The organism is Mycetocola zhujimingii, assembly GCF_003065425.1.
Taxonomy (GTDB): Bacteria; Actinomycetota; Actinomycetes; order Actinomycetales; family Microbacteriaceae; genus Mycetocola_A; species Mycetocola_A zhujimingii.
In genome coordinates, this window is the sequence record NZ_CP026949.1 from 906,982 (window position 1) to 928,952 (window position 21,971).

The following is a 21,971-nucleotide window of genomic DNA, read 5'->3' on the forward strand; positions in this document are numbered from 1 at the left end:
TAATGGCGAAGCAGTGGCGCGGAGTTCTGCACGAGTATGCAGACCGCCTGGACGTGACAGCCAAGACCCCGATCATCAGCCTCGGTGAGGGTGGAACCCCACTCATCTACGCATCGGCACTGTCGGCCCGCACGGGCGCGAAGGTCTGGGTCAAGTACGAGGGCATGAACCCCACCGGATCCTTCAAGGACCGCGGTATGACGATGGCGGTCTCGAAGGCCGTCGAAGCCGGCGCAAAAGCCGTCATCTGCGCTTCGACGGGCAACACGTCGGCGTCGGCAGCCGCATACGCGACCCACGCCGGTATCACCGCCGCTGTTCTCGTGCCGGAGGGCAAGATCGCCATGGGCAAGCTGGCCCAGGCCATCGCGCACAACGCGCAGTTGATCCAGGTGCAGGGCAACTTCGACGACTGCCTCGACATGGCGCGTGAACTCGCTGCGAACTACCCGGTCCACCTCGTCAACTCGGTCAACAACGACCGCATCGAGGGACAGAAGACCGCGGCGTTCGAAATCGTCGAGGTGCTCGAAGACGCACCGGACTTCCACTTCATCCCGGTCGGCAACGCGGGTAACTACACCGCGTACACCCGCGGCTACACCGAAGAGCTCGAGCGTGGAATCTCCACAAAGCTCCCGCGCATGTTCGGCTTCCAGGCGGCCGGCAGCGCGCCGCTCGTCACCGGGCACATCGTCAAGCACCCCGAGACCGTCGCCAGCGCGATCCGCATCGGCAACCCCGCGTCGTGGGAGCTCGCTCTCGCCGCACGCGAGGCGACCGATGGATACTTCGGTGCCATCGAGGATGCCAAGATCCTCGAGGCGCAGCGCATCCTGTCGCAGGAAGTCGGCATCTTCGTCGAGCCGGCATCCGCCATCAGCGTCGCCGGATTGCTCGAGCGTTCAGAAGCCGGGCAGGTCCCGGCAGATGCCACTGTTGTGCTCACCGTCACTGGCCACGGTCTCAAAGACCCGCAGTGGGCGCTTCGCAACGCCGACGGCGGAGACATCACGCCGACGATCGTTCCTGTCGACGTCACTGAGGTCGCGAGCGTTCTCGGGCTGGCCAAGGGCTCGGCGTGAGCCTGGCCGGTCGAAGCGTCACAGTCCGGGTACCGGCAACGAGCGCCAATCTCGGGCCGGGCTTCGACACACTCGGCCTTGCGCTGAGCCTCTACGACGAGGTCACCGTCACGGTTCGCGATGAACCGGGTGCGACGGTCGAGGTCATCGGTGTAGGGGACGGCGACGTTCCGACCGACGAGACCAACCTCGTCGTCTCGTCGATGGCATATGCGTTTCGCGCGCTCGGTCAGGACGTGCCCGGTGTCGACGTCGTCGCGCGCAACGTCATTCCTCACGGACGCGGCCTCGGCTCGTCCGGCGCTGCCGTTGTGGCGGGAATTGTCGCCGCGCAGGGATTGCTCGACGGCATCGTCGATGTCGACGACTCGACGCTGCTCGGCATCGCGACCGAGCTCGAGGGTCACCCCGACAACGTGGCGCCTGCCCTGTTCGGCGGCCTCACCATCGCGTGGGTAGAGCCGACCGGGCCGCAGCACAAGAAGCTCATGGTGCACCGGGGTGTTGCTCCGCTCGTTTTCGTGCCGCAGCACACGCTGTCGACGAAGCTCGCGCGGAGCCTCCAGCCCGAGAACGTTCCGCACTCGGATGCCGTTTTCAACGTTTCGCGGTCGGCCCTGCTCATCGCCGCTCTCACGCAGAGTCCTGAACTTCTATTCGCTGGAACCGAAGACAAGCTGCACCAGGACTACCGGGCGTCTGCCATGCCGGAAACCCACCGCCTGGTGACTCTGTTGCGCTCGCACGGCTTTGCGGCGGTCGTCTCCGGGGCCGGGCCGTCGATTCTCGTTCTGGCGGATGGGCCGGGGCAGCGGATCGAGGCTGCTGAACTCATGGCGCGCGAGTCTGACACCGAGTGGGATGCCCTGTACCTCGCCGTGGATGTGAAGGGCGCATCGCGAAGCGATGCGAAAGGCGGCAGCCCCAACTAAGGCAATCTACAAAACGGGACGCGTCCCCCCAACCACACTCAACCCGAACCCATGCGTGGACGCGTCCCCCCAACCACACTCAAACCGAACCCGGGTGGTCACGCGTCTCTCTCACTCACACTCAAACCGAACCCGTGCGTGGTCGCGCGTCTCCCTCACTCACACTCAACCCGAACCCGGGTGTGGACGACCCCCTCACCGAAACACCCGACTGATCCCTCCGCCGATCTGCACCAGCCCGAGCCACGCGAGGAACCGCTGGAGCGGGCGCAGGGGCCAGCCCACAATTCGGCGCCAGCCGCGCGAGCGAGCCCAGGACATGGCCAGCCGCAGCTGAGTTCCGCCCGGCGCCGGTGTGAGTTCGATTGACAGGACATTCGCGGTGCCGCGTGTGGTGTCCGGATAGCTCGTCTGCCAGGCGATCCGAACCAATTCGGCTGTGTCGACAAGCTGCACTCGCCGCCGCCGGAATTCCCTCTTCACGCGCGCTGGTTTACCGTCGGGGTGCACGGTTGGGGTGATTGCCAGCCAGCTGCTGCCAACGGTCGCCGTGTCGGTGTGGTCATTGCCGTCGGGTTCGATCGTCCCAACGCTCGGGTTCCACTCGGGCATACGCAGGGGATCCGCGACGAGCGCCCAGACTGTTTCGACGCTCGCGGGCACGAAGACCTCGGTGCGGCCGGTGACAGCGCGTGGCGTTGCCGCAGCGTCGGCGGGCCGTTCAGGCGGGGGAGTCGACTGCTCGATCGTCAACGCGGTCTCGACCTGGTCCACCGAGAGACTGAGCCGTGCGAGAAGGTCAGCGATCAGTCCGCTGGGCTCGGCGAGCAGCTCGCGCAGGACCGCGGCCGCGTCGCCTCCGCCCTTGTCCCCGGCGTGCTTGAGCAGGTTGAGTGCCCGCGGTGTCCACTCATAGCCTCGGGTCTCGTGAAAGACAATGCGGCCAGGTGCTGGCTGGTCAACGGCGACGCCGATGGCCCGCAACTGGTCAGAGTGCATGGCATCCACGGCGTCGCGGGCGCCTGTCAGCGTGACCCCGGCCGCCCGAAGTGCCCGCCCTGCGGACTGATCGCTGAGCACGAGTGCCAGGAACAGGTGCTCGAGATCTGCGTCGCGCTGGCCTCGCCGTGATGCTTCTTCCATCGCGGCGATCGACAGTACCTGCATGGTCGCTGCGGCTGTGGTGAATGAGCTCACGGTGTCCTCCTCGGAATCGGGATCGTCGGGTCAATGCGTTTCGAGTACTTTTTGTGAACGGCCTGGCGCGTGACGCCGAGCGCATCGGCGATCTCCAGCCAGCTCATGCCGGCACGCAGCGCTGCCTCAACCTGTGCGAGTTCGAGCGTGTCGGCCAGCGCACGCAGGGAAACAATCGCCCGAAGACCGGCTCGCGGGTCTGTCGTGTTCGCCGCCCTTGCGGCGAGCGTCTCGGTTTCCATGTAAGCAACCTACGTTGCTTGCAAGAGTTAAGCAACCCTGGTTGCTTGCGGTGCGCGGCGGACTCTCCGAGGTCGCCCGAACTGGGGCCAGATTGCGACACGGCGCAACAGTGACGCTGTTTACCTGCCGGGTGCTAGAGTGGGAGGCATCCCGACAGGCAAGCCGATAAGGCAAATCTGGCCTTCGGGTCATTTCTGCAAACCCATCGCCATCGCAACGGCAGTGTGCCTGTGATCTTCGCTTCGAAGAGCAGACAGGGCGCCAGTCAATCTGACTTCCGCCACAGCTGAAGATGAGCTCTCCTGACGCGCTCGACGTGGATCAGGGGGAAGGAACCCACTTTTAGTGACTAACGTCAACATCCGTCTCGATACGGAATCAGGCGCAAACCTCTCGTCCCTCAAGGTCTCTGACCTGCAGCTGCTTGCCAGCCAATGGGGCGTTCAGGGCGCATCCAAACTTCGCAAGGGAGAACTCGTGGAGAGAATCGCCGAGGCTCAGGCCGCAGCCGCTCCCGAGGCAAACGGCGAGGCTCAGGCCGCTCCGGCCGCCTCGGCGGAGCAGGCCACCGAAACCCAGGTCCCCGCGCCGGACGCAGTTGTCGCGCAGGACTCACCGGTCGTCGCTCCCGCTGTGACGGAGGCAACTCCGGTTGAGGAGCCGACAGCTCCCGTCGCCAGGAAGCGCGCACCGCGTCGTGCCTCCACCGGTGCCACCAAAGCAGGCGAGCGCGTTCAGGCCGCTGGACACGTGAACTCTGACGGTGCACCACTCATTCCGGATGCTCCGGTGGCGGACACCGCCGCTGTCGCTCCGGTGGAAGCACCGCAATCGGCCCAGGGCGAGTCAGCTCCCGTCGAGGCAGAGGCGACCGATTCGCAGGCAACTGATGCACAGGCAACTGATGCACAGGCAGCCGACGGACAGGCAGAGGGCCGCGAGAGCGGATCCCAGCGTTCCGGCCGTAAGAACAACAGGCGCGGACGCGGCAGCAAGGCCGACCGTGCCGAGAACACCGACCGTGCCGAGAACGCCACGGTCGACACCGACGCTGACGCGGCATCCGCTGATGACGCTGACACCGATTCTTCGCAGGGCGATTCGTCGCAGGGCGAGCGCCAGGGCCGCGGCCGTGGCCGTGGCCGTGGACGCGGTGGCGACAACGCCAACCGCGATGACGACCGCGCAGGCAACGACCGTAATGGCAACGAGCGCAACGAGCGTAACGGTAACGACCGCAACGGCGACAAGAACGCTGATCGCGGTGGCAACGACCGGAACGCTGATCGTAACGACCGCGACCGGAACGCCGATCGCAACGACCGCGACCGCAACGACAAGAACAACGAGCGTAACGAGCGCAACGCGGATCGCGCGCCGGCCTCCGATCGCCAGGATTCCGACCGCAACGCGGGCAACCGCCAGCTCGAGCGCGATGACGAGGGTGGCCGTAACGGCCGCAACCGTTACCGCGACCGCAAGCGCCGCGGTGGAACCGACTCGGCCGACTTCGAGCCCGAGATCGCCGACGACGACGTGCTCCTGCCCGTCGCCGGAATCCTCGACGTTCTCGACAACTACGCCTTCGTCCGCACGACCGGCTACCTGCCCGGTTCGAACGACGTGTACGTTTCGCTTGGCCAGGTCAAGAAGTACAACCTGCGCAAGGGTGACGCCGTTGTCGGTGCGATCCGCCAGCCGCGCGAGAACGACAGCAACGCGCGCCAGAAGTACAACGCAATCGTCAAGGTTGAGTCGGTCAACGGCCAGAGTGTCGAAGAGGCGGCGAACCGTGTCGAGTTCGGCAAGCTCACGCCGCTCTACCCGCAGGAGCGTCTCCGTCTCGAGACCGAGCAGGGCAAGCTCACGCAGCGCATCATCGACCTGATCGCTCCGATCGGCAAGGGACAGCGTGGACTCATCGTCGCGCCGCCCAAGGCAGGCAAGACGATCGTGCTTCAGCAGATCGCCAACGCCATCTCGATCAACAACCCAGAGGTTCACCTCATGGTTGTTCTCGTCGACGAGCGTCCCGAAGAGGTCACCGACATGCAGCGCACGGTGAAGGGTGAGGTCATCGCCTCCACCTTCGACCGCCCAGCTGAAGACCACACGACGGTCGCCGAACTCGCCATCGAGCGCGCCAAGCGTCTCGTCGAACTCGGCCACGACGTCGTTGTGCTCCTCGACTCGATCACCCGCCTCGGACGCGCGTACAACCTCGCTGCACCGACCTCCGGCCGGATCCTCTCCGGTGGAGTCGACGCATCAGCCCTGTACCCGCCGAAGCGGTTCTTCGGAGCCGCGCGCAACATCGAGAACGGTGGCTCGCTCACCATTCTCGCGACGGCGCTCGTCGAGACCGGGTCCAAGATGGACGAGGTCATCTTCGAAGAGTTCAAGGGCACCGGAAACTCCGAGCTTCGCCTGTCGCGCCAGCTGGCCGACAAGCGCATCTTCCCGGCCGTCGACGTCAACGCGTCGTCCACCCGCCGTGAAGAAATGCTGCTCGGTGCAGACGAAGTCAAGGTCACCTGGAAGCTGCGTCGTGCCCTCGCCGGCCTCGACCCGCAGCAGGCACTCGAGGTCGTCCTCGGCAAGCTCAAGGAAACCTCGTCGAACGTCGAATTCCTCGTTCAGATGCAGAAGACAATGCCCCAGCCGGTTTCCGGTTCGGGTCACGACCGCGATCACCGCTAGCTGAGTTCACGAACCCGTTTGCCTCGAGGCACTCGACCCCCAGAGGGTCGTTTGCCCGGGGCAGGCGGGTTTTCTCGTGGGACAGATGGCAGGATGAAACGTAAGGGACGGAACAAGGCATGTTTGAATCGGTAAAGACTCTGATCGAAGAGCACAAGGATCTGCAGGATCAGCTGGCAGACCCGGCTGTTCACGCCGACCCGGCTCGCTCCAAGAAAATCAACAGGCGGTACGCCGAGCTGTCGAAGATCATCGCGGCCTACAACGCCTGGCTTGAGGCGCAGGACGACCTGGCTGCGGCCCGCGAGCTCGCCAAGGAGGACGAGGCGTTCGCCGCCGAGGTCCCCGGGCTCGAAGAGGGACTCGCAACAGCGCAGGAGAAGCTTCGCCGCTTGCTCATTCCGCGCGACCCCGATGACGGCCGTGACGTCATCATGGAGATCAAGGGTGGAGAGGGTGGCGCCGAGAGCGCGCTGTTCGCTGCCGACCTCCTGCGGATGTACCTGCACTACGCGGAGTCCAAGGGCTGGAAGACGGAACTCCTCGAGCGCACCGAAAGTGACCTCGGCGGATACAAGGATGTCCAGGTCGCCATCAAGTCGAACGCGACCGACCCGTCACAGGGCGTCTGGGCTCACCTCAAATATGAGGGTGGCGTACACCGCGTGCAGCGCGTTCCCGCGACCGAGTCCCAGGGACGCATCCACACGTCGACAACCGGTGTGCTCGTCTTCCCCGAGGTCGATGCTCCCGAAGAGGTTGAAATCAGCCAGAACGACCTCAAGATCGACGTCTACCGCTCGAGCGGTCCCGGCGGCCAGTCGGTCAACACGACGGACTCCGCTGTGCGGATCACCCACCTTCCGACCGGCATCGTCGTTGCGATGCAGAACGAGAAGAGCCAGCTGCAGAACCGCGAGGCCGGAATGCGCGTTCTTCGCGCGCGCATCCTCGCCCGCCAGCAGGAGGAGCAGGCTGAGCTCGACAGTGCCAAGCGCAAAACCCAGATCCGCACCATGGACCGGTCAGAGCGCATCCGTACTTACAACTTCCCCGAGAACCGGATTGCAGACCACCGCACCGGGTATAAGGCGTACAACCTCGACGCCGTCATCAACGGCGCTTTGGATCCGCTGATCGAATCAGCGATTCAGGCCGACGAAGAGGCGCGTCTCGCCGACATCGGTGACACCAACTAGCCGTTCCTCCATCGAAAAAGCCGGTCATCTCGCGATGACCGGCTTTTTTGTGAAGGAGCGGATGCCGCGTGCACGCTTGGTGGCAATGCGGCATCCCGCGCTAGATGTTGTATTCGGGTTCGGTGAGGCCGTAGGTCTTTCCCTGAACCCGCGGCCTGGCCCGAGCCGGCACGCCGACCAGTACGGACAGCGCCGGCGCGTCCTTCGTGACGACGGCGTTGGCGCCCACGATGCTGCCCTTGCCGACGACGACGGGGCCGATGATCTTGGCACCGGCACCGACCTGCACACCGTCCTCAAGCGTCGGGTGCCTCTTCTCCCGTCCGCGACTCTTTCCGCCGAGAGTGACGCCGTGGTACAGCATGACATCGTCGCCGATCTCCGCCGTCTCACCAATGACAACGCCCATACCGTGGTCGATGAAAAAACGACGGCCGATGATTGCACCCGGATGGATCTCGATACCGGTCAGGAACCGCGCGAACTGTGACAGGGCACGCGCGGGCATTTTCGCACCGCGAACCCACATCCGGGAAGAGAGCCGGTACGCCCACACCGCGTGCAGTCCCGAATAGGTCAGGAAAATTTCGACGTTGCCGCGGGCGGCGGGGTCGTGAACGCGTGCTGCTGTGATGTCTTCCCGGATGCGGGTCAGGATTCTCATTCTCAGTCGAGCAGGTCTGACCAGAGCGGGGTGGAGATGTAGCGTTCGCCCGTGTCGCAGACCATCGCGACGATGCGCTTGCCCTTGTTCTCCGGGCGCTTGGCGAGTTCTGTTGCCGCCCAGATGATCGCGCCGGATGAGATGCCCGCGAGAATGCCCTCCTCGGCGGCGAGGCGCTTGGCCACGCGGACCGAGTCCTCGAAACTCACGTCGACGACCTCGTCGTAGATCGTCGTGTCGAGGATGTCGGGGATAAAGTTCGCACCGATGCCCTGGATCTTGTGTGGGCCGGGAGCCCCACCATTGAGGATGGGGGAGTCCAGCGGCTCCACGACAACGATCTTCACGTCTGGCTTGCGCTGCTTGAGCACCTGGCCGACGCCGGTGATCGTTCCGCCGGTGCCGACGCCGGCGACGAAGATGTCGATGTCGCCGTCGGTGTCTCGCCAGATCTCTTCCGCGGTCGTCGTGCGGTGAATCTCGACGTTGGCCTGGTTGGCGAACTGCTTCGCGAGGATTGCGCCCGGTGTCGATGCAACGATTTCCTCCGCCTTCGCGACGGCGCCCTTCATGCCGAGGGCGGGCTCGGTCAGGACCAGTTCAGCTCCGAACGCGCGAAGGAGCACGCGACGTTCGGTGCTCATCGAAGCGGGCATGGCAAGGATGACCTTGTAGCCGCGCGCAGCGCCGACGAGGGCGAGGGCGATGCCGGTGTTTCCGCTCGTGCCTTCGACGATGGTTCCGCCCGGCTTCAGTGCGCCGGATGCTTCGGCCGCATCGACGATTGCGACGCCGAGCCGGTCCTTGATGCTCGATCCAGGGTTGTAGTACTCGAGCTTCGCGAGCACGGTGGCACCTGCGTCGTCCGTGACACGGTTCAGCTGGACAAGAGGTGTGTTGCCAAACGCCTCGGTGATATTGGCGTAGATTTTTCCGGCCACGAATATGCTCCTTGGGTAATGGGGACGCAACTATGCGCGTCAGGTTACAGCTTATTGCTGGGTGTAACCGGCCTGTGACGGCCCGAATTCCGGTCGGTGCGTGCCTGCGAGCGGGTAAGCTCGATCTGCGGCGGCACGACCGCAAGGGATTTGCTAAGAGAGCGCATGACTTCTTTTCGAACGACGTCTGTCGGTGAGGTCAGGGACCTCGCCATCGCCGCACTGGAGAACGCGGGAGTTCCCGGCCCCGGCGTCGACGCTGAACTGCTCATCGGGCACGTGCTCGGCATGGGCAGGGGCCAGGTTCAGGCCGCAATCGTCATGGGCCGTGAGGTCTCGGGCGAGCACGCCGACGAGATCGCCGCTCTCGTGGAGCGCAGGGCGACGAGGGAACCGCTGCAGCACATCCTCGGGGTAGCCCCGTTCAGGGCCCTTGAACTCTTCGTTGGGCCCGGCGTGTTCGTTCCCCGCCCCGAAACCGAGCAGGTGGCCCAGTTCGCCATCGACGCGCTCGGCGCTGACTCTGCCCCTGAACCCATTGGTATCGACCTCGGCACAGGTTCGGGCGCCATCGCCCTGGCGATGGCGACGGAGGTCCCTCACGCACGCATTTATGCTGCCGAGAACTCAGTGGATGCCTTCATCTGGGCGAAGCAGAATTTCCGGAAGGTGGGTGCGAGCAACGCGACACTGGTCTTCGACGACCTCGCGGGTGCGTTCAGCGAACTCGACGGACAGGTATCCGTTGTCATCTCCAACCCACCGTACGTGCCGGCAGCCGCCATCCCGCGCGACCCGGAGGTGCGGTTCTTTGACCCTGCCGCCGCTCTGTACGGGGGAGAGGACGGGCTTGACGTCGTTCGGCAGCTGTCGGTGACGGCAGCCCGACTGCTTCGACCGGGCGGCACGCTCGTTATCGAGCATGGCGAGTTGCAGGGCGAAGCGATTCGCGACATCCTCACCCGCGACGGCTGGCGCGCCGCCGCGACCTTCCGGGACCTGACACAGCGGGATCGGACGACCACGGCACTTCGCGCCTAGCCGTCGTGCCAGCATGGTGTCTATGAACGACCGGGACCAGCGACCCATGGCTTTCCGTGCGACCGCGTATCTGCGCACCTCCTGGTGGTCGCGCCGCGAGGTTCGCGCTTTCCGCTACGACGCGCTGTGGGCGGACGGTCGTGTGGACCGGGACATCGATCTCGTGAAGGTGATGTACCAGGGCGCGCCGCCGGATTTCGCGACCACGTCCAAGGCGATGCATGACGGATGCCCCGACGTCGGGATCGGGCACTGGATCGAGTACGCCACGTGTAACAACATCCCCGGGCCTCTGTGAGTCGAAACGAATTCGCGGCATCCTCCCACACTGGCTCGGATAGAATCAGCGGAATGTCACGTCTCTTCGACTCCTCAGTGGAATCAGACCTCCTCACCGGCATGCGACTGGCTCGAACAGCGCTTCGCCGCGGTGAGCTCGTCGTGATTCCCACGGACACCGTGTACGGAATCGCCGCTGACGCGTTCTCGCCGAGGGCCGTCCAGCGGCTGCTCGACGCCAAGGGTCGGACCAGGCAGTCGCCGCCGCCCGTGCTTGTACCGGGTGTGCAGACGCTTGAGGCACTGGCCGCGGTCATTCCGGACGCCGTCAGGAAGCTCGTCGACGCATTCTGGCCTGGGGGACTGACCATAGTTCTGCCCGCGCAGCCTTCGCTGGCATGGGACCTCGGAGACACAGACGGCACAGTGGCCGTGCGGATGCCGGACAACCGCATCGCGCTTGAGCTGCTCACCGAGACGGGACCGCTCGCGGTCTCGAGTGCAAACCTCACAGGTCAGCCGGCAGCCACCACGGCCACGGCCGCCGAAGCAATGCTCGGGGACACGGTTGAGGTCTACCTCGACGGTGGGGAGTCGTCGTCGGTCGCATCGACGATCGTCGACGCCACACGGCTGATCGCCCCGGGCGGACGACTCTCGATTCTTCGCGAAGGCGCGGTCTCCCGCGAGCAGATCCGCGACGTGATCGGTGACCTCCTCGAGGAGGGGGGGCCGGAGGACGGCGTGTCAGACGCATGACCCTCTATGCGATCATCGCCGCGGTCACTGCGCTGATCACCTTCCTGATGTCGATCGTCGTTTACAAACTGGCGCTCAGGTTCAAGCTCTACCCGTCGATCCGCGATCGCGACGTCCACACCAAGCCAACCCCGCGACTCGGGGGAGTAGCGATGTTCATCGGTGTGGTCGCGACGTTCGGGATCGCCTCGCAGAACCCGTTTTTCAAGGACACCTTCGCTGACCCCGGTCCGATCCTCGCCATTCTCGGCGCGGCGTTCCTGATCGTGCTCATCGGCGTTGCCGATGACATCTGGGACCTCGACTGGATGATCAAGCTCGCCACCCAGTTCCTTGCGGCAGGCCTGATCGCGTGGCTCGGCGTGCAGATCTATTCGCTTCCGATCGGCGGTCTTACCGTCGGCTCCTCCTGGATGAGCGCGACCCTGACGGTCTTCGCCATCGTGCTCGTCATGAACGCCGTGAACTTCATCGACGGTCTCGACGGCCTCGTCGCCGGTGTCGGGCTGATCGCCAACGGCGTCTTCCTGATCTACGGATACCTCCTGGTTCGTGAGATGGGCCAGTCGAGCTTCTTCAACCTCTCGCTGCTGATCTCCGCGGTTCTCGTCGGCGCGTGCGCGGGGTTCCTGCCGCTCAACTGGCACCCGGCAAAGATGTTCATGGGAGACGCGGGAGCGCTCCTCGTCGGCCTGCTCATGGCGACGTCTGCGGTCGCGATCACCGGCCAGATCGACCCATCGGCGCTCAGTGCGGGCCCCTCGGACGCCGGCGTGGTCGGACGGAGTCAGCTCCTCGGTGCCTTCATTCCGATCATCCTTCCGTTCGCGATCCTCGTTGTTCCGCTCGTTGACTTCGCACTCGCGGTGATCCGGCGGCTCAGGGCCGGGAAGTCGCCGTTCAGCGCCGATCGCCTCCACCTGCACCACAGGCTCCTCGACATGGGGCACTCGCACCTTCATGCCGTGCTGTTGTTCTACGCCTGGACCGCGGTGATCGCGGTGTCGTGCCTGATGTTCTTTGTTTTCCAGCCGTACTGGTTCGCGCTTGGCTTCCTCATTGTCGGGGTGATCGTTTGCACGGTCTTCACACTCGCCCCCCCCGGGAGACGTAAGGCCGTCGAGATCACCGTGCAGTCGGCAGAAGAAGGCACGGAGGTCGCCGAAGACCTCGCGCGCTACGACCCGCTTGACGAGGCATCGGTTGTCCGCAACCCCGACGCCCCAATCTCAGAAGACGTGGTGAGCCGTGCGCTTGCCGCAGGACCCGAATCCGACCCGCGGAATACCGAAGTACGGGCTAACGAACCACAGAAAGATCAGCGATGAAATCAACACCCATCTTCCGGCAGAGTCTCAAATGGGGCGCTGTCGCATCGCTGGCCATCGCCGTCATCGGCGGGGGGATCGGCTATATCGTCGACGGCACAGTCGGCCTGGGCAGTGCGCTGATCGGCACAGCGCTCGCACTGGTGTTCCTCAGCATCACGGCGGGCAGCATCCTGTTCGCCAACCGGTTCTTCGGGAGCGACCTGTACGTGCCGATCTTCTTCGGCGTGGTGCTCGGCGGGTGGATCGTGAAATTCGTGCTGTTTCTCGTCATGGCACTGTTGCTCAAGGACCAGCCGTGGATCAACCCGGTCGTGCTTTTCCTGAGCATCATCACCGGCGTACTCGTCACCCTCGTGATCGATGTCGTCATCGTTTCCCGGTCGCGGATGCTGTATGCCAGCGACGTTACTCTTCCCGGCGACAACAACAGATCGAACTGAACCTGTGTTTAGTTCGCCGCTCGGTTCGTGGGGATGCTTATCGTTTGATAGTGTTGGTGTGTATTCCCGCTTGAGCATCCCACTTCGTTCGTGGCTGTCTTGCACCCCCCATTGTTCGTCGTCGCGAGAGCTTAGCTCCACGCCCGAAACAGGAGAGCGCGCTGTTAGCTAACGCTGTGAACCTACTGGTTCAGACCTCAACCGACGACACGTCGTTCCACGGTCCGTCGATTCTTGAATTCTTCCCGGATGTTGTGCTCTTCGAGGGCACCGGATTCGACATCAACCGAATCATGCTGATTCGATTCCTCGCGGTCGCCGTGCTCGTCGTGGTGTTCTGGCTCGGAACCAGGAACATGAAGGTTGTTCCCGGCAAGTTCCAGAACCTCATCGAGATGGCCCTGGACTTCGTTCGGGTCAACATCGCCGAAGACCTCCTTGGCAAGGTCGACGGGAAGCGATTCCTGCCGATCCTCACGACGATCTTCTTCATGGTCGCCGCCATGAACATCACGGGCATCATCCCGTTCCTCAACATTGCAGGAACCTCGGTCATTGGTGTCCCGCTCGTTCTCGCACTGATCTCGTACGTCACGTTCATCTACGCCGGCGTTCGGAAGAGCCCGGGCAAGTTCTTCAAGAACGCCCTGTTCCCGGCCGGTGTGCCGTGGCCGGTGTACATCATCGTGACGCCGATCGAGCTCATCTCGACCTTCGTCATCCGGCCGGTCACGCTGACACTCCGACTCCTCATGAACATGGTCGTCGGGCACCTCCTGCTCGTGCTGTTCTTCGCAGCGACCCAGTTCTTCGTCGTCACGCTGAGCGGATGGTTCATCGGCCTCGGAGCCGTCACCTTCGCCTTCGGCTTCGCTTTCACCCTGTTCGAAATCCTGGTGGCATTCCTCCAGGCTTATGTCTTCACCCTGCTTACCGCGGTTTACATTCAGCTCGCGGTAGCTGAAGAGCACTAAAGAGTCGGCAACCGCCTACTCTTACATCACGGAAGGAAACACACGTGGACGCAACAACCGTTCTCGCCGAGATCAACGGAAACATCGCGACGGTCGGTTACGGTCTCGCAGCCATCGGCCCAGCCATTGGCGTTGGAATCGTCGTTGGCAAGACCATCGAGGGTGTCGCCCGTCAGCCTGAGCTGGCCGGTCGCCTTCAGGTCCTGATGTGGATCGGTATCGCCTTCACCGAGGCGCTCGCCTTCATCGGCATCGCCACCTACTTCATCTTCACCAACTAGTCCTCTTTCACCCCTCGTAAGGAGGCAAGATGCTTCACGCACTCGTTGCGGCGGCAGAAGAGGGTGCTACCAAGAACCCCCTTCTCCCCGAGACCTATGACATTGTCTGGTCCGCGGTGTGTTTCGTCATCCTCTTGGTGCTCTTCTGGAAGCTCGTTCTTCCTAAGATGCAGACCATGCTCGAAGAGCGTACTGCGGCCATTGAGGGCAACATCGCCAAGGCGGATGAGGCACAGCGTCAGGCTGAGGCGGCTCTTGAGCAGTACACCGCTCAGCTCGCCGAGGCACGTCAGGAAGCCGGCTCGATTCGCGACACCGCTCGCGAAGACGGCAAGAAGATCGTCGCTGAGGCCAGGAACCAGGCAACTGTCGAGGCCCAGCGCGTGACAGCCAGCGCCCAGGCGCAGATCGAGGCAGAGCGCCAGGCCGCTCTCGTTTCGCTCCGCACTGAGGTTGGAACACTCGCCATCGACCTCGCCGGAAACGTCATCGGCGAAACGCTGTCGGACGACGCGAAGGCAACGGCCATCGTCGACCGCTTCCTCGCGGACCTCGAGGCTTCGGAGAAGGCAACCAACTAATGGGAAGCGCTACCAGAGAAGCACTGGCTCAGTCGAAGAAGGCACTGTCCGACCTCGAACGCGTCGACCTGGCAACGGTTGCGGAGCTTTTCGCAGCCGGCCGGGTCGTTGGCGACTCTGGTCAGCTGCGCTCGCTCCTTGCGGACCCGTCCGCCCAGCCCGGTGTCAAGGCGACGATCGTCGATCGCGTGTTCGCACGCAGCATCGGCGCATCGTCTCTTGCACTGCTCAAGGATGTCGTCTCAGCGCGCTGGTCAAGCCAGATGGACCTGCTCGGTGGAATCGAGGAACTCGGCCTCCGTGCCGCCGCCCTCTCCGCCGGGTCGGACGCCAGGCTCGAAGCTCAGCTGTTCGAGTTCGGCACGACCGTCTCTTCCGATCCGGAACTCGAGCTCGCGCTCGGGTCGAAGCTCGGCAGCCAGAACGCAAAACTCGCGCTCGTCGACACCCTGCTTACCGGCAAGGGATCGCCGGAGATCGTCGAAATCGTCAAGCACCTCGTCCTGCAGCCTCGCGGCCGCCGGATCGGGGAACTTCTTCGCCACGCGGCATCCGTCGTTGCTGACCAGGGCGGCTTCTCAGTCGCAACTGTGTCGAGCGCACGGCCGCTCGGCGCCGCTCAGCTCGAGCGACTCGAAAAGGGACTCGCGGCACAGTACGGCCGCGCAATCCGTCTCAACCAGGTTGTCGACCCCGCTGTCATCGGAGGCCTGCGCGTGCAGGTCGGCGACGATGTCATCGACGGCAGCATCGCATCGCGCCTCGGCGAACTCAGACTTCAGCTTGCTGGCTAGCGCCAGTAGACAACGTAGGGGACAAGACGTCTCCACACAGATAGGGAAGAAGATGGCAGAACTCACGATCAGCCCCGACGAGATCCGGGATGCTCTCAAGGAATTCGTCACGGCTTACGAGCCGGGTAAGGCAAGCGCAACCGAGGTCGGCAAGGTCATCGACGCCGGTGACGGCATCGCCCACGTCGAGGGTCTGCCAGGCGTTATGGCCAACGAGCTCATCCGCTTCGCGGATGGCACGCTCGGCCTCGCCCAGAACCTTGACGAAGACGAGATCGGTGTTGTCGTCCTTGGCGAATTCAACGGCATCGTCGAGGGCATGGAAGTAACACGCACGGGAGAGGTGCTGTCGACTCCGGTCGGCGACGCATTCCTCGGTCGTGTTGTTGACCCGCTCGGCGCTCCGATTGACGGACTTGGCGAGATCAAGGCCGAGACGCGTCGCGCACTCGAGCTCCAGGCTCCCGGTGTCATGCAGCGTAAGAGCGTGCACGAGCCGATGCAGACCGGCATCAAGGCAATTGACGCCATGATCCCGATCGGCCGTGGCCAGCGCCAGCTCATCATCGGTGACCGTCAGACAGGCAAGAGCGCTATTGCCATCGACACGATCATCAACCAGAAGGACAACTGGGCGTCAGGCGACGTCAACAAGCAGGTTCGCTGCATCTACGTCGCCATCGGTCAGAAGGGCTCGACGATTGCCGCCATCAAGGCGTCGCTCGAAGAGGCCGGCGCCATGGAGTACACGACGATCGTCGCCGCTCCGGCGTCTGACCCCGCAGGCTTCAAGTACCTCGCTCCCTACACCGGTTCGGCCATCGGCCAGCACTGGATGTACGGCGGCAAGCACGTACTGATCGTCTTCGATGACCTGTCGAAGCAGGCAGAGGCATACCGTGCCGTATCGCTGCTCCTTCGCCGTCCGCCAGGACGCGAGGCATACCCCGGTGACGTGTTCTACCTGCACTCCCGCCTGCTCGAGCGTTGCGCCAAGCTGTCCGACGAACTCGGCGCTGGATCGATGACCGGTCTCCCGCTCATCGAGACCAAGGCGAACGACGTCTCGGCATACATCCCGACCAACGTGATCTCGATCACCGACGGCCAGATCTTCCTTCAGTCAGACCTCTTCAACGCCAACCAGCGTCCCGCTGTTGACGTCGGAATCTCGGTCTCGCGTGTTGGTGGAGACGCCCAGGTCAAGAGCATCAAGAAGGTTTCAGGAACGCTGAAGCTCGAACTCGCTCAGTACCGCTCGCTCGAGGCATTCGCGATGTTCGCATCCGACCTTGACCCGGCCAGCCGTCGCCAGCTCGCCCGAGGCGCACGCCTCACCGAGCTGCTGCGCCAGCCGCAGTACTCGCCGTTCCCCGTCGAGAACCAGGTCGTCTCGATCTGGGCCGGCACCAAGGGCAAGCTCGACGAGGTTCCTGTCGAAGACATCCTGCGGTTCGAAAGCGAACTTCACGACTACCTGGGTCGTAACACCCAGGTGCTCTCGAAGCTCCGCGAGACGAACGTGCTCAGCGACGACATCGTCGACGAGCTCGACGCGGCTGTCGACGCCTTCAAGAAGGAATTCCAGACCGGTGCGGGCAAGCCCCTCAACGGCCCGGGTTCAGAGCAGTTCACCGAACTGCCCGCTGAAGACGTCAACCAGGAAAAGATCGTCAAGGGACGTCGATAAGTAATGGGTGCACAACTTCGGGTCTATACGCAGAAGATCAAGTCTGCGCAGACGACCAAGAAGATCACGAAGGCGATGGAGCTCATCGCCGCCTCGCGCATTGCAAAAGCGCAGGCGCGCGTTGAAGCATCCGGGCCGTACTCTCGTGCGATCACCCGCGCGGTGTCAGCCGTGGCGACGTACTCAAACGTCGACCACGTGCTGACCACCGAGCCGGAGACCATCGAGCGTGCAGCCGTTGTGATCTTTGCGTCTGACCGCGGCCTCGCGGGCGCGTTCAACTCGCAGGTTCTGCGCGAAGCCAACGAGCTTGCCGAGCTGCTCCGCAGCCAGGGCAAGGACGTTGTCTACTACCTCATCGGTCGCAAGGCCGTCGGGTACTTCGCATTCCGCAAGCGTTCCTCTGAGGGTCAGTGGGTCGGCGAAAGCGAGAACCCGACCTTCGCAACAGCGCAGGAGATCAGCGCTGCGCTTCTTGAGCGATTCGTTCAGGATGCGTCAGAGGGTGGCGTCGACGAGATCCACATCGTCTACAACCGTCTCGTCAGCATGATGAGCCAGGTTCCCGAGGTTGTGCGGTTGCTTCCACTCGAGGTTGTCGAGGGTGTCGAAGAGCCCAACGACAAGACAGTGCTTCCGCTGTACGAGTTCGAACCAGACGCATCAAGCGTGCTTGACGCACTCCTGCCCGTGTACATCGAGAGCCGCATCTTCAACGCGCTGCTTCAGTCCGCTGCTGCAAAGCACGCGGCGACGCAGAAGGCGATGAGCTCGGCCAGCGACAACGCGGACAAGCTGATCACGGACTACACACGGCTGCGGAACAACGCTCGTCAGGCCGAGATCACCCAGCAGATTTCCGAGATTGTCGGCGGCGCAGACGCACTGTCGTCCGCCAAGTAACTTTACGAAGAGAGAAGAAGAGCATGACAGACATTGCCACCGCTCAGGACACGACGAGTGAGGTGAAGGCCGGCGCCACCGGCCGAGTCGCTCGCGTCACCGGTCCGGTTGTTGACATCGAGTTCCCGCACGACGCGATTCCCGGTATCTACAACGCACTGAAGACCACAGTGAACATGGCCGGCGTGACCCAGGTCCTCACCCTCGAGGTTGCACAGCACCTCGGTGACGACCTGATCCGCGCCATTGCGCTCAACCCGACCGACGGACTCGTCCGCGGCCAGGAGGTCACTGACACCGGAGAGCCGATCACGGTTCCCGTCGGTGACATCACCAAGGGCAAGGTCTTCAACGTCATCGGTGACGTTCTCAACGCTGCTCCCGGCGAGCAGATCGAGATCACCGAACGCTGGCCCATCCACCGGAAGCCACCGGCATTCGACCAGCTTGAGTCGAAGACCGAGCTCTTCGAAACCGGCATCAAGTCGATCGACCTTCTCACCCCGTACGTACAGGGTGGAAAGATCGGTCTGTTCGGTGGCGCTGGTGTCGGTAAGACGGTCCTCATCCAGGAAATGATCCAGCGCGTTGCGCAGGACCACGGTGGAGTTTCTGTCTTCGCCGGTGTCGGTGAGCGTACCCGTGAAGGTAACGACCTCATCGCCGAAATGGAAGAAGCAGGCGTCTTCGACAAGACCGCCCTTGTCTTCGGCCAGATGGACGAGCCGCCAGGAACGCGACTCCGCGTCGCCCTCTCGGCCCTCACCATGGCTGAGTACTTCCGCGACGTGCAGAAGCAGGACGTTCTGTTGTTCATCGACAACATCTTCCGCTTCACGCAGGCCGGTTCCGAGGTTTCCACCCTTCTCGGACGTATGCCGTCCGCCGTTGGTTACCAGCCGAACCTCGCCGACGAGATGGGTATCCTCCAGGAGCGCATCACGTCGACCCGTGGCCACTCGATCACGTCGCTCCAGGCAATCTACGTTCCTGCTGACGACTACACCGACCCGGCTCCCGCGACGACGTTCGCGCACCTCGACGCGACCACCGAGCTGTCACGTGAGATCGCATCAAAGGGTCTGTACCCCGCGATCGACCCGCTGACCTCGACCAGCCGCATCCTTGACCCGCGCTACATCGGTGACGACCACTACAACACGGCCGTCCGCGTGAAGGCGATTCTGCAGAAGAACAAGGAACTCCAGGAGATCATCGCGATCCTCGGTGTCGACGAGCTGAGCGAAGAAGACAAGATCACGGTTGCCCGTGCGCGTCGTATCCAGCAGTTCCTCTCGCAGAACACCTACATGGCGAAGAAGTTCACCGGTGTCGAGGGATCGACGGTTCCGCTCAAGGAGACCATCGAATCCTTCTCCGCCATCGCCGATGGCGAGTTCGACCACGTTGCTGAGCAGGCGTTCTTCAACGTCGGTGGCATCAACGACGTCGAAGAGGCCTGGGCCCGCATCCAGAAGGAGAACGGCTAGTCATGGCTTCGCTCAAGGTCAGTGTTGTCGGGGCAGACCAGGAAGTGTGGTCAGGGACCGCGTCCATGGTCATCGCCCGGACTGTCGAGGGAGAGATCGGTATTCTCCCCGGCCACGAGCCGATGCTTGCCATCCTCGCCGAGGGTGAAGTTCGCGTCACGGCTGACAACGGTGAGAAGATCACCGCAACGGCTGCTGACGGGTTCCTCTCCGTCGAGAACAACACAGTGACGATCGTGGCTGGCAACGCCAGCCTGGTCAAGTAGTACCGCCGCAAGGCTCCTCGTAACGCCCCGTGCTTATCCTGCTCCCTCCGTCTGAGACGAAGCGAGCGGGTGGCACGGGGCGTTCGTTGTCTCTCGACGGCCTGCGTTATCCCGAACTCACCGCGGTGCGTCGTCAGCTCACGGACGACGTTGTGCGGCTGTCTGCAGACCGGGATGCCATGATTGCGGCGCTTAAGCTTGGGCCAAAGCAGCACGGCGAGGTCGAGGTGAACCGGATGCTGTGGGAGTCGCCGACGATGCCGGCACTCGACAGGTACACCGGCGTGCTCTTCGATGCTCTCGACGCGGGAACGCTCGATGCTGAAGCCAGGGCGTTCGCTGGCAGGCATGTGCTCGTTCACGCGGCGCTCTTCGGCCCGGTTGGTGCCCTTGACCCCATCCCCGCTTACCGGCTGTCCCACGACTCGCGCATTCCTGGGGCGCCGATGAAACGCCTCTGGGCACCTGTCGTTGCGGAGGCGCTCGCCCAGCACGACGGTCTCCTGATCGACATGCGCTCCGAGGCGTATGTCGCTCTGGGGCCGACACTCGCGATGCCCAACTCGTTCTACCTCCGGGTCCTCACCGACGGGCCGAACGGCTCGCGCCGTGCCCTCAACCACTTCAACAAGAAGGCCAAGGGCGAGTTCACGCGCGCCATCGTCCAGGCGCGGATCCCTTTTGCCCACGTCGACGAACTGTGCGCCTGGGCGCCGACGGCGGGTTTCAGGCTTGAAATTCTCACCCCGGACTCCGGCGCCAGGGAACTCGCGCTACTCGTCTGAGTTTCGCGCCCGGAGTTTCGCCGACGGGGATTCGCCGGCTGTTCTTTACACCGCCCGCCAGCATCCCTCGACGTGATCGTCGACGATCCCCGCTGACTGCATCAGCGCGTACATGGTCGTCGGCCCCACGAACCGGAAGCCGCGACGACGGAGCTCATTACTGAGCGCCGTTGACTCCGCGGTGATCGCCGGGATGTCGCTGAACGACGCCGGGCGTGGCGGGAGGGGATCTGGTCGAAAGCTCCAGACGAGATCCGAGAGGCTTTCGCCGAGCTGAAGTGTTGCCCGCGCGTTGCCGATCACGGCGGTGATCTTGCCGCGGTGCCGGATGATGGCCGGGTTCTGTACGAGCTCTTCCACTTTGGCATCTGAGAACGAGGCGACCGTCTCGATATCGAAGTTGGCGAACGCTTCCCGGAACGCCGGCCGCCTCTTGAGAATCGTGATCCAGCTCAGGCCAGCCTGGAAACCCTCGAGGCTGATCTTCTCGAACACCGCGCGGTCGCCGATCAGGGGCGTTCCCCATTCTTCGTCGTGATAGCGCTGGTACTCGGGGTCGTTGACCGCCCAGGCGCACCGGCTCTTGCCGTCGGTTCCGGGAACTATCGATTCGGAAGGGGGCATGCCGACCAGAGTACCGGCTGGAAAAGAGAGAGTACCCGCGCGGGGAAACGGCTGGCGACCGTCTGCGGAGCTCCGACGCGTCACGCAGTCTGGAGCGTTGCCCGCTGCATCGGCTGCCGGTATTCGATGCCCTCGTGGTCGAGCAACCACTCCTTGGTGGGCACTCCGTTGCCCTGCGTGTACCCGGTGATCCGGCCTCCGGTCGCAAGCACCCTGTGGCACGGCACGAACAGGGGCAGTCGGTTCGCACGCACCGCACTTCCAATGGCCCGGCCGGCGAGGCCTGCACCGATGTCGTGCCCGAGCTGCCCGTAGGTTCGTGATTCGCCGAAGCCGATTCCGGCGAGGCCGGTCCAGGTCGCCAGTTGGAACGGGGTACCGACGGGGGAGAGCGGCACATCGAACGTCCGGCGAGTGCCGTCAAAGTAATCGGCGAGCTGTTCGGACGCGAGCACGAGCACATCGAGCGGGGATTCACGGTAGCCGTCGAGGGGAAGTTCACCCCCTCGCTCGATGGCGAGCGTCGACACCGAGGTGCCATCGCTCGTCAGTTCGATCCTGCCGAGCGGGCTGGAGAAACGGAGGAGACCGACGGGGCGGTCGAACAGGGTCGGCATCGGGCCGGGGCCGGGGCCGGGGTCGGGGCTGGGCGCGGGCGCTGGGTTGCTGTGGTGTCGTGTCATGCGCTCGACGGTAGGCGGTCGCGACACGGAGGGCTGGCGTCGCGCAGCATCGGTGGAGTCGCGCTCCCGGAACACCGGCTGTGGGGGAG

24 protein-coding genes are annotated in these 21,971 nt (G+C 63.8%); 18 read left to right on the plus strand and 6 right to left on the minus strand.

Features of this window, described 5'->3' with window-relative positions; translation table 11 throughout:
• The first annotated feature begins 2 nt into the window (after positions 1-2).
• Both thrC and thrB read left to right on the plus strand, forming a co-directional pair.
• The gene (gene thrC, locus C3E77_RS04210) at positions 3-1,085 is read left to right on the plus strand and encodes a threonine synthase (protein ID WP_108390480.1); all 1,083 of its coding nucleotides are present in this window, start codon (positions 3-5) and stop codon (positions 1,083-1,085) included.
• Positions 1,082-2,017 carry a homoserine kinase gene (thrB, locus tag C3E77_RS04215; protein ID WP_108390481.1) on the plus strand — a complete coding sequence of 312 codons (936 nt, stop codon included), beginning with the start codon at positions 1,082-1,084 and terminating at the stop codon, positions 2,015-2,017. Before thrC ends, thrB begins: the two co-directional genes overlap by 4 nt.
• A 195-nt stretch (positions 2,018-2,212) precedes the next feature.
• On the opposite strand, the gene C3E77_RS04220 is transcribed toward thrB, so the two are convergent.
• Complete coding sequence (locus C3E77_RS04220; RefSeq protein ID WP_232528931.1) at positions 2,213-3,214, minus strand: SRPBCC family protein; 1,002 nt, start codon at positions 3,212-3,214, stop codon at positions 2,213-2,215.
• Positions 3,211-3,456: a hypothetical protein gene (locus C3E77_RS04225; RefSeq protein WP_108390482.1), complete on the minus strand. Its 246-nt coding sequence runs from the start codon at positions 3,454-3,456 to the stop codon at positions 3,211-3,213. The genes C3E77_RS04220 and C3E77_RS04225 overlap by 4 nt, the downstream gene beginning before the upstream one ends.
• Positions 3,457-3,802: 346 nt before the next feature.
• On the opposite strand from C3E77_RS04225, the gene rho reads away from it, so the two are divergent.
• Positions 3,803-6,157, plus strand: coding sequence for a transcription termination factor Rho (rho, locus tag C3E77_RS04230; protein ID WP_108390483.1), 2,355 nt, complete (start codon positions 3,803-3,805; stop codon positions 6,155-6,157).
• Positions 6,158-6,276: 119 nt separating this feature from the next.
• Positions 6,277-7,356, plus strand: coding sequence for a peptide chain release factor 1 (prfA, locus tag C3E77_RS04235; RefSeq protein WP_108390484.1), 1,080 nt, complete (start codon positions 6,277-6,279; stop codon positions 7,354-7,356).
• Positions 7,357-7,456: 100 nt separating this feature from the next.
• Here prfA and epsC read toward each other — a convergent pair whose 3' ends face one another.
• Complete coding sequence (gene epsC / locus C3E77_RS04240) at positions 7,457-8,020, minus strand: serine O-acetyltransferase EpsC (RefSeq protein WP_108390485.1); 564 nt, start codon at positions 8,018-8,020, stop codon at positions 7,457-7,459.
• A 2-nt stretch (positions 8,021-8,022) separates the two neighbouring features.
• On the minus strand, positions 8,023-8,961 hold the full coding sequence (cysK, locus tag C3E77_RS04245) for a cysteine synthase A (protein WP_108390486.1): 939 nt from the start codon (positions 8,959-8,961) through the stop codon (positions 8,023-8,025).
• A gap of 165 nt (positions 8,962-9,126) precedes the next feature.
• Here cysK and prmC point away from each other — a divergent pair, with 165 nt between their 5' ends.
• The 14 genes from prmC (at position 9,127) to C3E77_RS04315 (ending at position 20,575) form a co-directional block, all read left to right on the plus strand.
• Positions 9,127-10,002 carry a peptide chain release factor N(5)-glutamine methyltransferase gene (gene prmC / locus C3E77_RS04250; RefSeq protein ID WP_108390487.1) on the plus strand — a complete coding sequence of 292 codons (876 nt, stop codon included), beginning with the start codon at positions 9,127-9,129 and terminating at the stop codon, positions 10,000-10,002.
• Between the two features lie 22 nt (positions 10,003-10,024).
• Complete coding sequence (locus C3E77_RS04255) at positions 10,025-10,300, plus strand: hypothetical protein (RefSeq protein WP_108390488.1); 276 nt, start codon at positions 10,025-10,027, stop codon at positions 10,298-10,300.
• Between the two features lie 53 nt (positions 10,301-10,353).
• Entirely contained in the window at positions 10,354-11,040 is a 687-nt protein-coding gene (locus C3E77_RS04260; RefSeq protein WP_108390489.1) for an L-threonylcarbamoyladenylate synthase, read from the plus strand.
• Entirely contained in the window at positions 11,037-12,368 is a 1,332-nt protein-coding gene (locus C3E77_RS04265) for an MraY family glycosyltransferase (RefSeq protein WP_108390490.1), read from the plus strand. Before C3E77_RS04260 ends, C3E77_RS04265 begins: the two co-directional genes overlap by 4 nt.
• Positions 12,365-12,811: a Cg1360 family ATP-synthase-associated protein gene (locus C3E77_RS04270; RefSeq protein WP_108390491.1), complete on the plus strand. Its 447-nt coding sequence runs from the start codon at positions 12,365-12,367 to the stop codon at positions 12,809-12,811. The genes C3E77_RS04265 and C3E77_RS04270 overlap by 4 nt, the downstream gene beginning before the upstream one ends.
• 176 nt (positions 12,812-12,987) lie before the next feature.
• Positions 12,988-13,785, plus strand: a complete 798-nt coding sequence (gene atpB / locus C3E77_RS04275; protein WP_108390492.1) for a F0F1 ATP synthase subunit A — start codon at positions 12,988-12,990, stop codon at positions 13,783-13,785.
• Positions 13,786-13,829: 44 nt separating this feature from the next.
• Positions 13,830-14,066, plus strand: coding sequence for an ATP synthase F0 subunit C (gene atpE / locus C3E77_RS04280; protein WP_108390493.1), 237 nt, complete (start codon positions 13,830-13,832; stop codon positions 14,064-14,066).
• A gap of 29 nt (positions 14,067-14,095) precedes the next feature.
• Entirely contained in the window at positions 14,096-14,647 is a 552-nt protein-coding gene (locus C3E77_RS04285; RefSeq protein ID WP_108390494.1) for a F0F1 ATP synthase subunit B, read from the plus strand.
• Positions 14,647-15,441, plus strand: coding sequence for a F0F1 ATP synthase subunit delta (locus C3E77_RS04290; RefSeq protein WP_108390495.1), 795 nt, complete (start codon positions 14,647-14,649; stop codon positions 15,439-15,441). Before C3E77_RS04285 ends, C3E77_RS04290 begins: the two co-directional genes overlap by 1 nt.
• A 52-nt stretch (positions 15,442-15,493) precedes the next feature.
• On the plus strand, positions 15,494-17,131 hold the full coding sequence (gene atpA, locus C3E77_RS04295) for a F0F1 ATP synthase subunit alpha (RefSeq protein ID WP_108390496.1): 1,638 nt from the start codon (positions 15,494-15,496) through the stop codon (positions 17,129-17,131).
• A 3-nt stretch (positions 17,132-17,134) separates the two neighbouring features.
• Positions 17,135-18,034 carry a F0F1 ATP synthase subunit gamma gene (locus C3E77_RS04300; RefSeq protein WP_108390497.1) on the plus strand — a complete coding sequence of 300 codons (900 nt, stop codon included), beginning with the start codon at positions 17,135-17,137 and terminating at the stop codon, positions 18,032-18,034.
• A 23-nt stretch (positions 18,035-18,057) separates the two neighbouring features.
• On the plus strand, positions 18,058-19,524 hold the full coding sequence (atpD, locus tag C3E77_RS04305; protein WP_108390498.1) for a F0F1 ATP synthase subunit beta: 1,467 nt from the start codon (positions 18,058-18,060) through the stop codon (positions 19,522-19,524).
• 2 nt (positions 19,525-19,526) lie between these two features.
• A complete protein-coding gene (locus C3E77_RS04310; protein WP_108390499.1) occupies positions 19,527-19,790 on the plus strand; it encodes a F0F1 ATP synthase subunit epsilon in 264 nt (87 codons plus the stop codon).
• Between the two features lie 29 nt (positions 19,791-19,819).
• Positions 19,820-20,575 (plus strand): YaaA family protein, encoded by a 756-nt coding sequence (locus C3E77_RS04315; RefSeq protein ID WP_108390500.1) that lies wholly within the window; start codon positions 19,820-19,822, stop codon positions 20,573-20,575.
• Between the two features lie 45 nt (positions 20,576-20,620).
• Here C3E77_RS04315 and C3E77_RS04320 read toward each other — a convergent pair whose 3' ends face one another.
• Together C3E77_RS04320 and C3E77_RS04325 are read right to left on the minus strand one after the other, a co-directional pair.
• A complete protein-coding gene (locus C3E77_RS04320; RefSeq protein ID WP_108390501.1) occupies positions 20,621-21,199 on the minus strand; it encodes a DNA-3-methyladenine glycosylase I in 579 nt (192 codons plus the stop codon).
• An 80-nt stretch (positions 21,200-21,279) separates the two neighbouring features.
• Complete coding sequence (locus C3E77_RS04325; protein WP_234031290.1) at positions 21,280-21,882, minus strand: methylated-DNA--[protein]-cysteine S-methyltransferase; 603 nt, start codon at positions 21,880-21,882, stop codon at positions 21,280-21,282.
• Positions 21,883-21,971 lie beyond the last annotated feature (89 nt).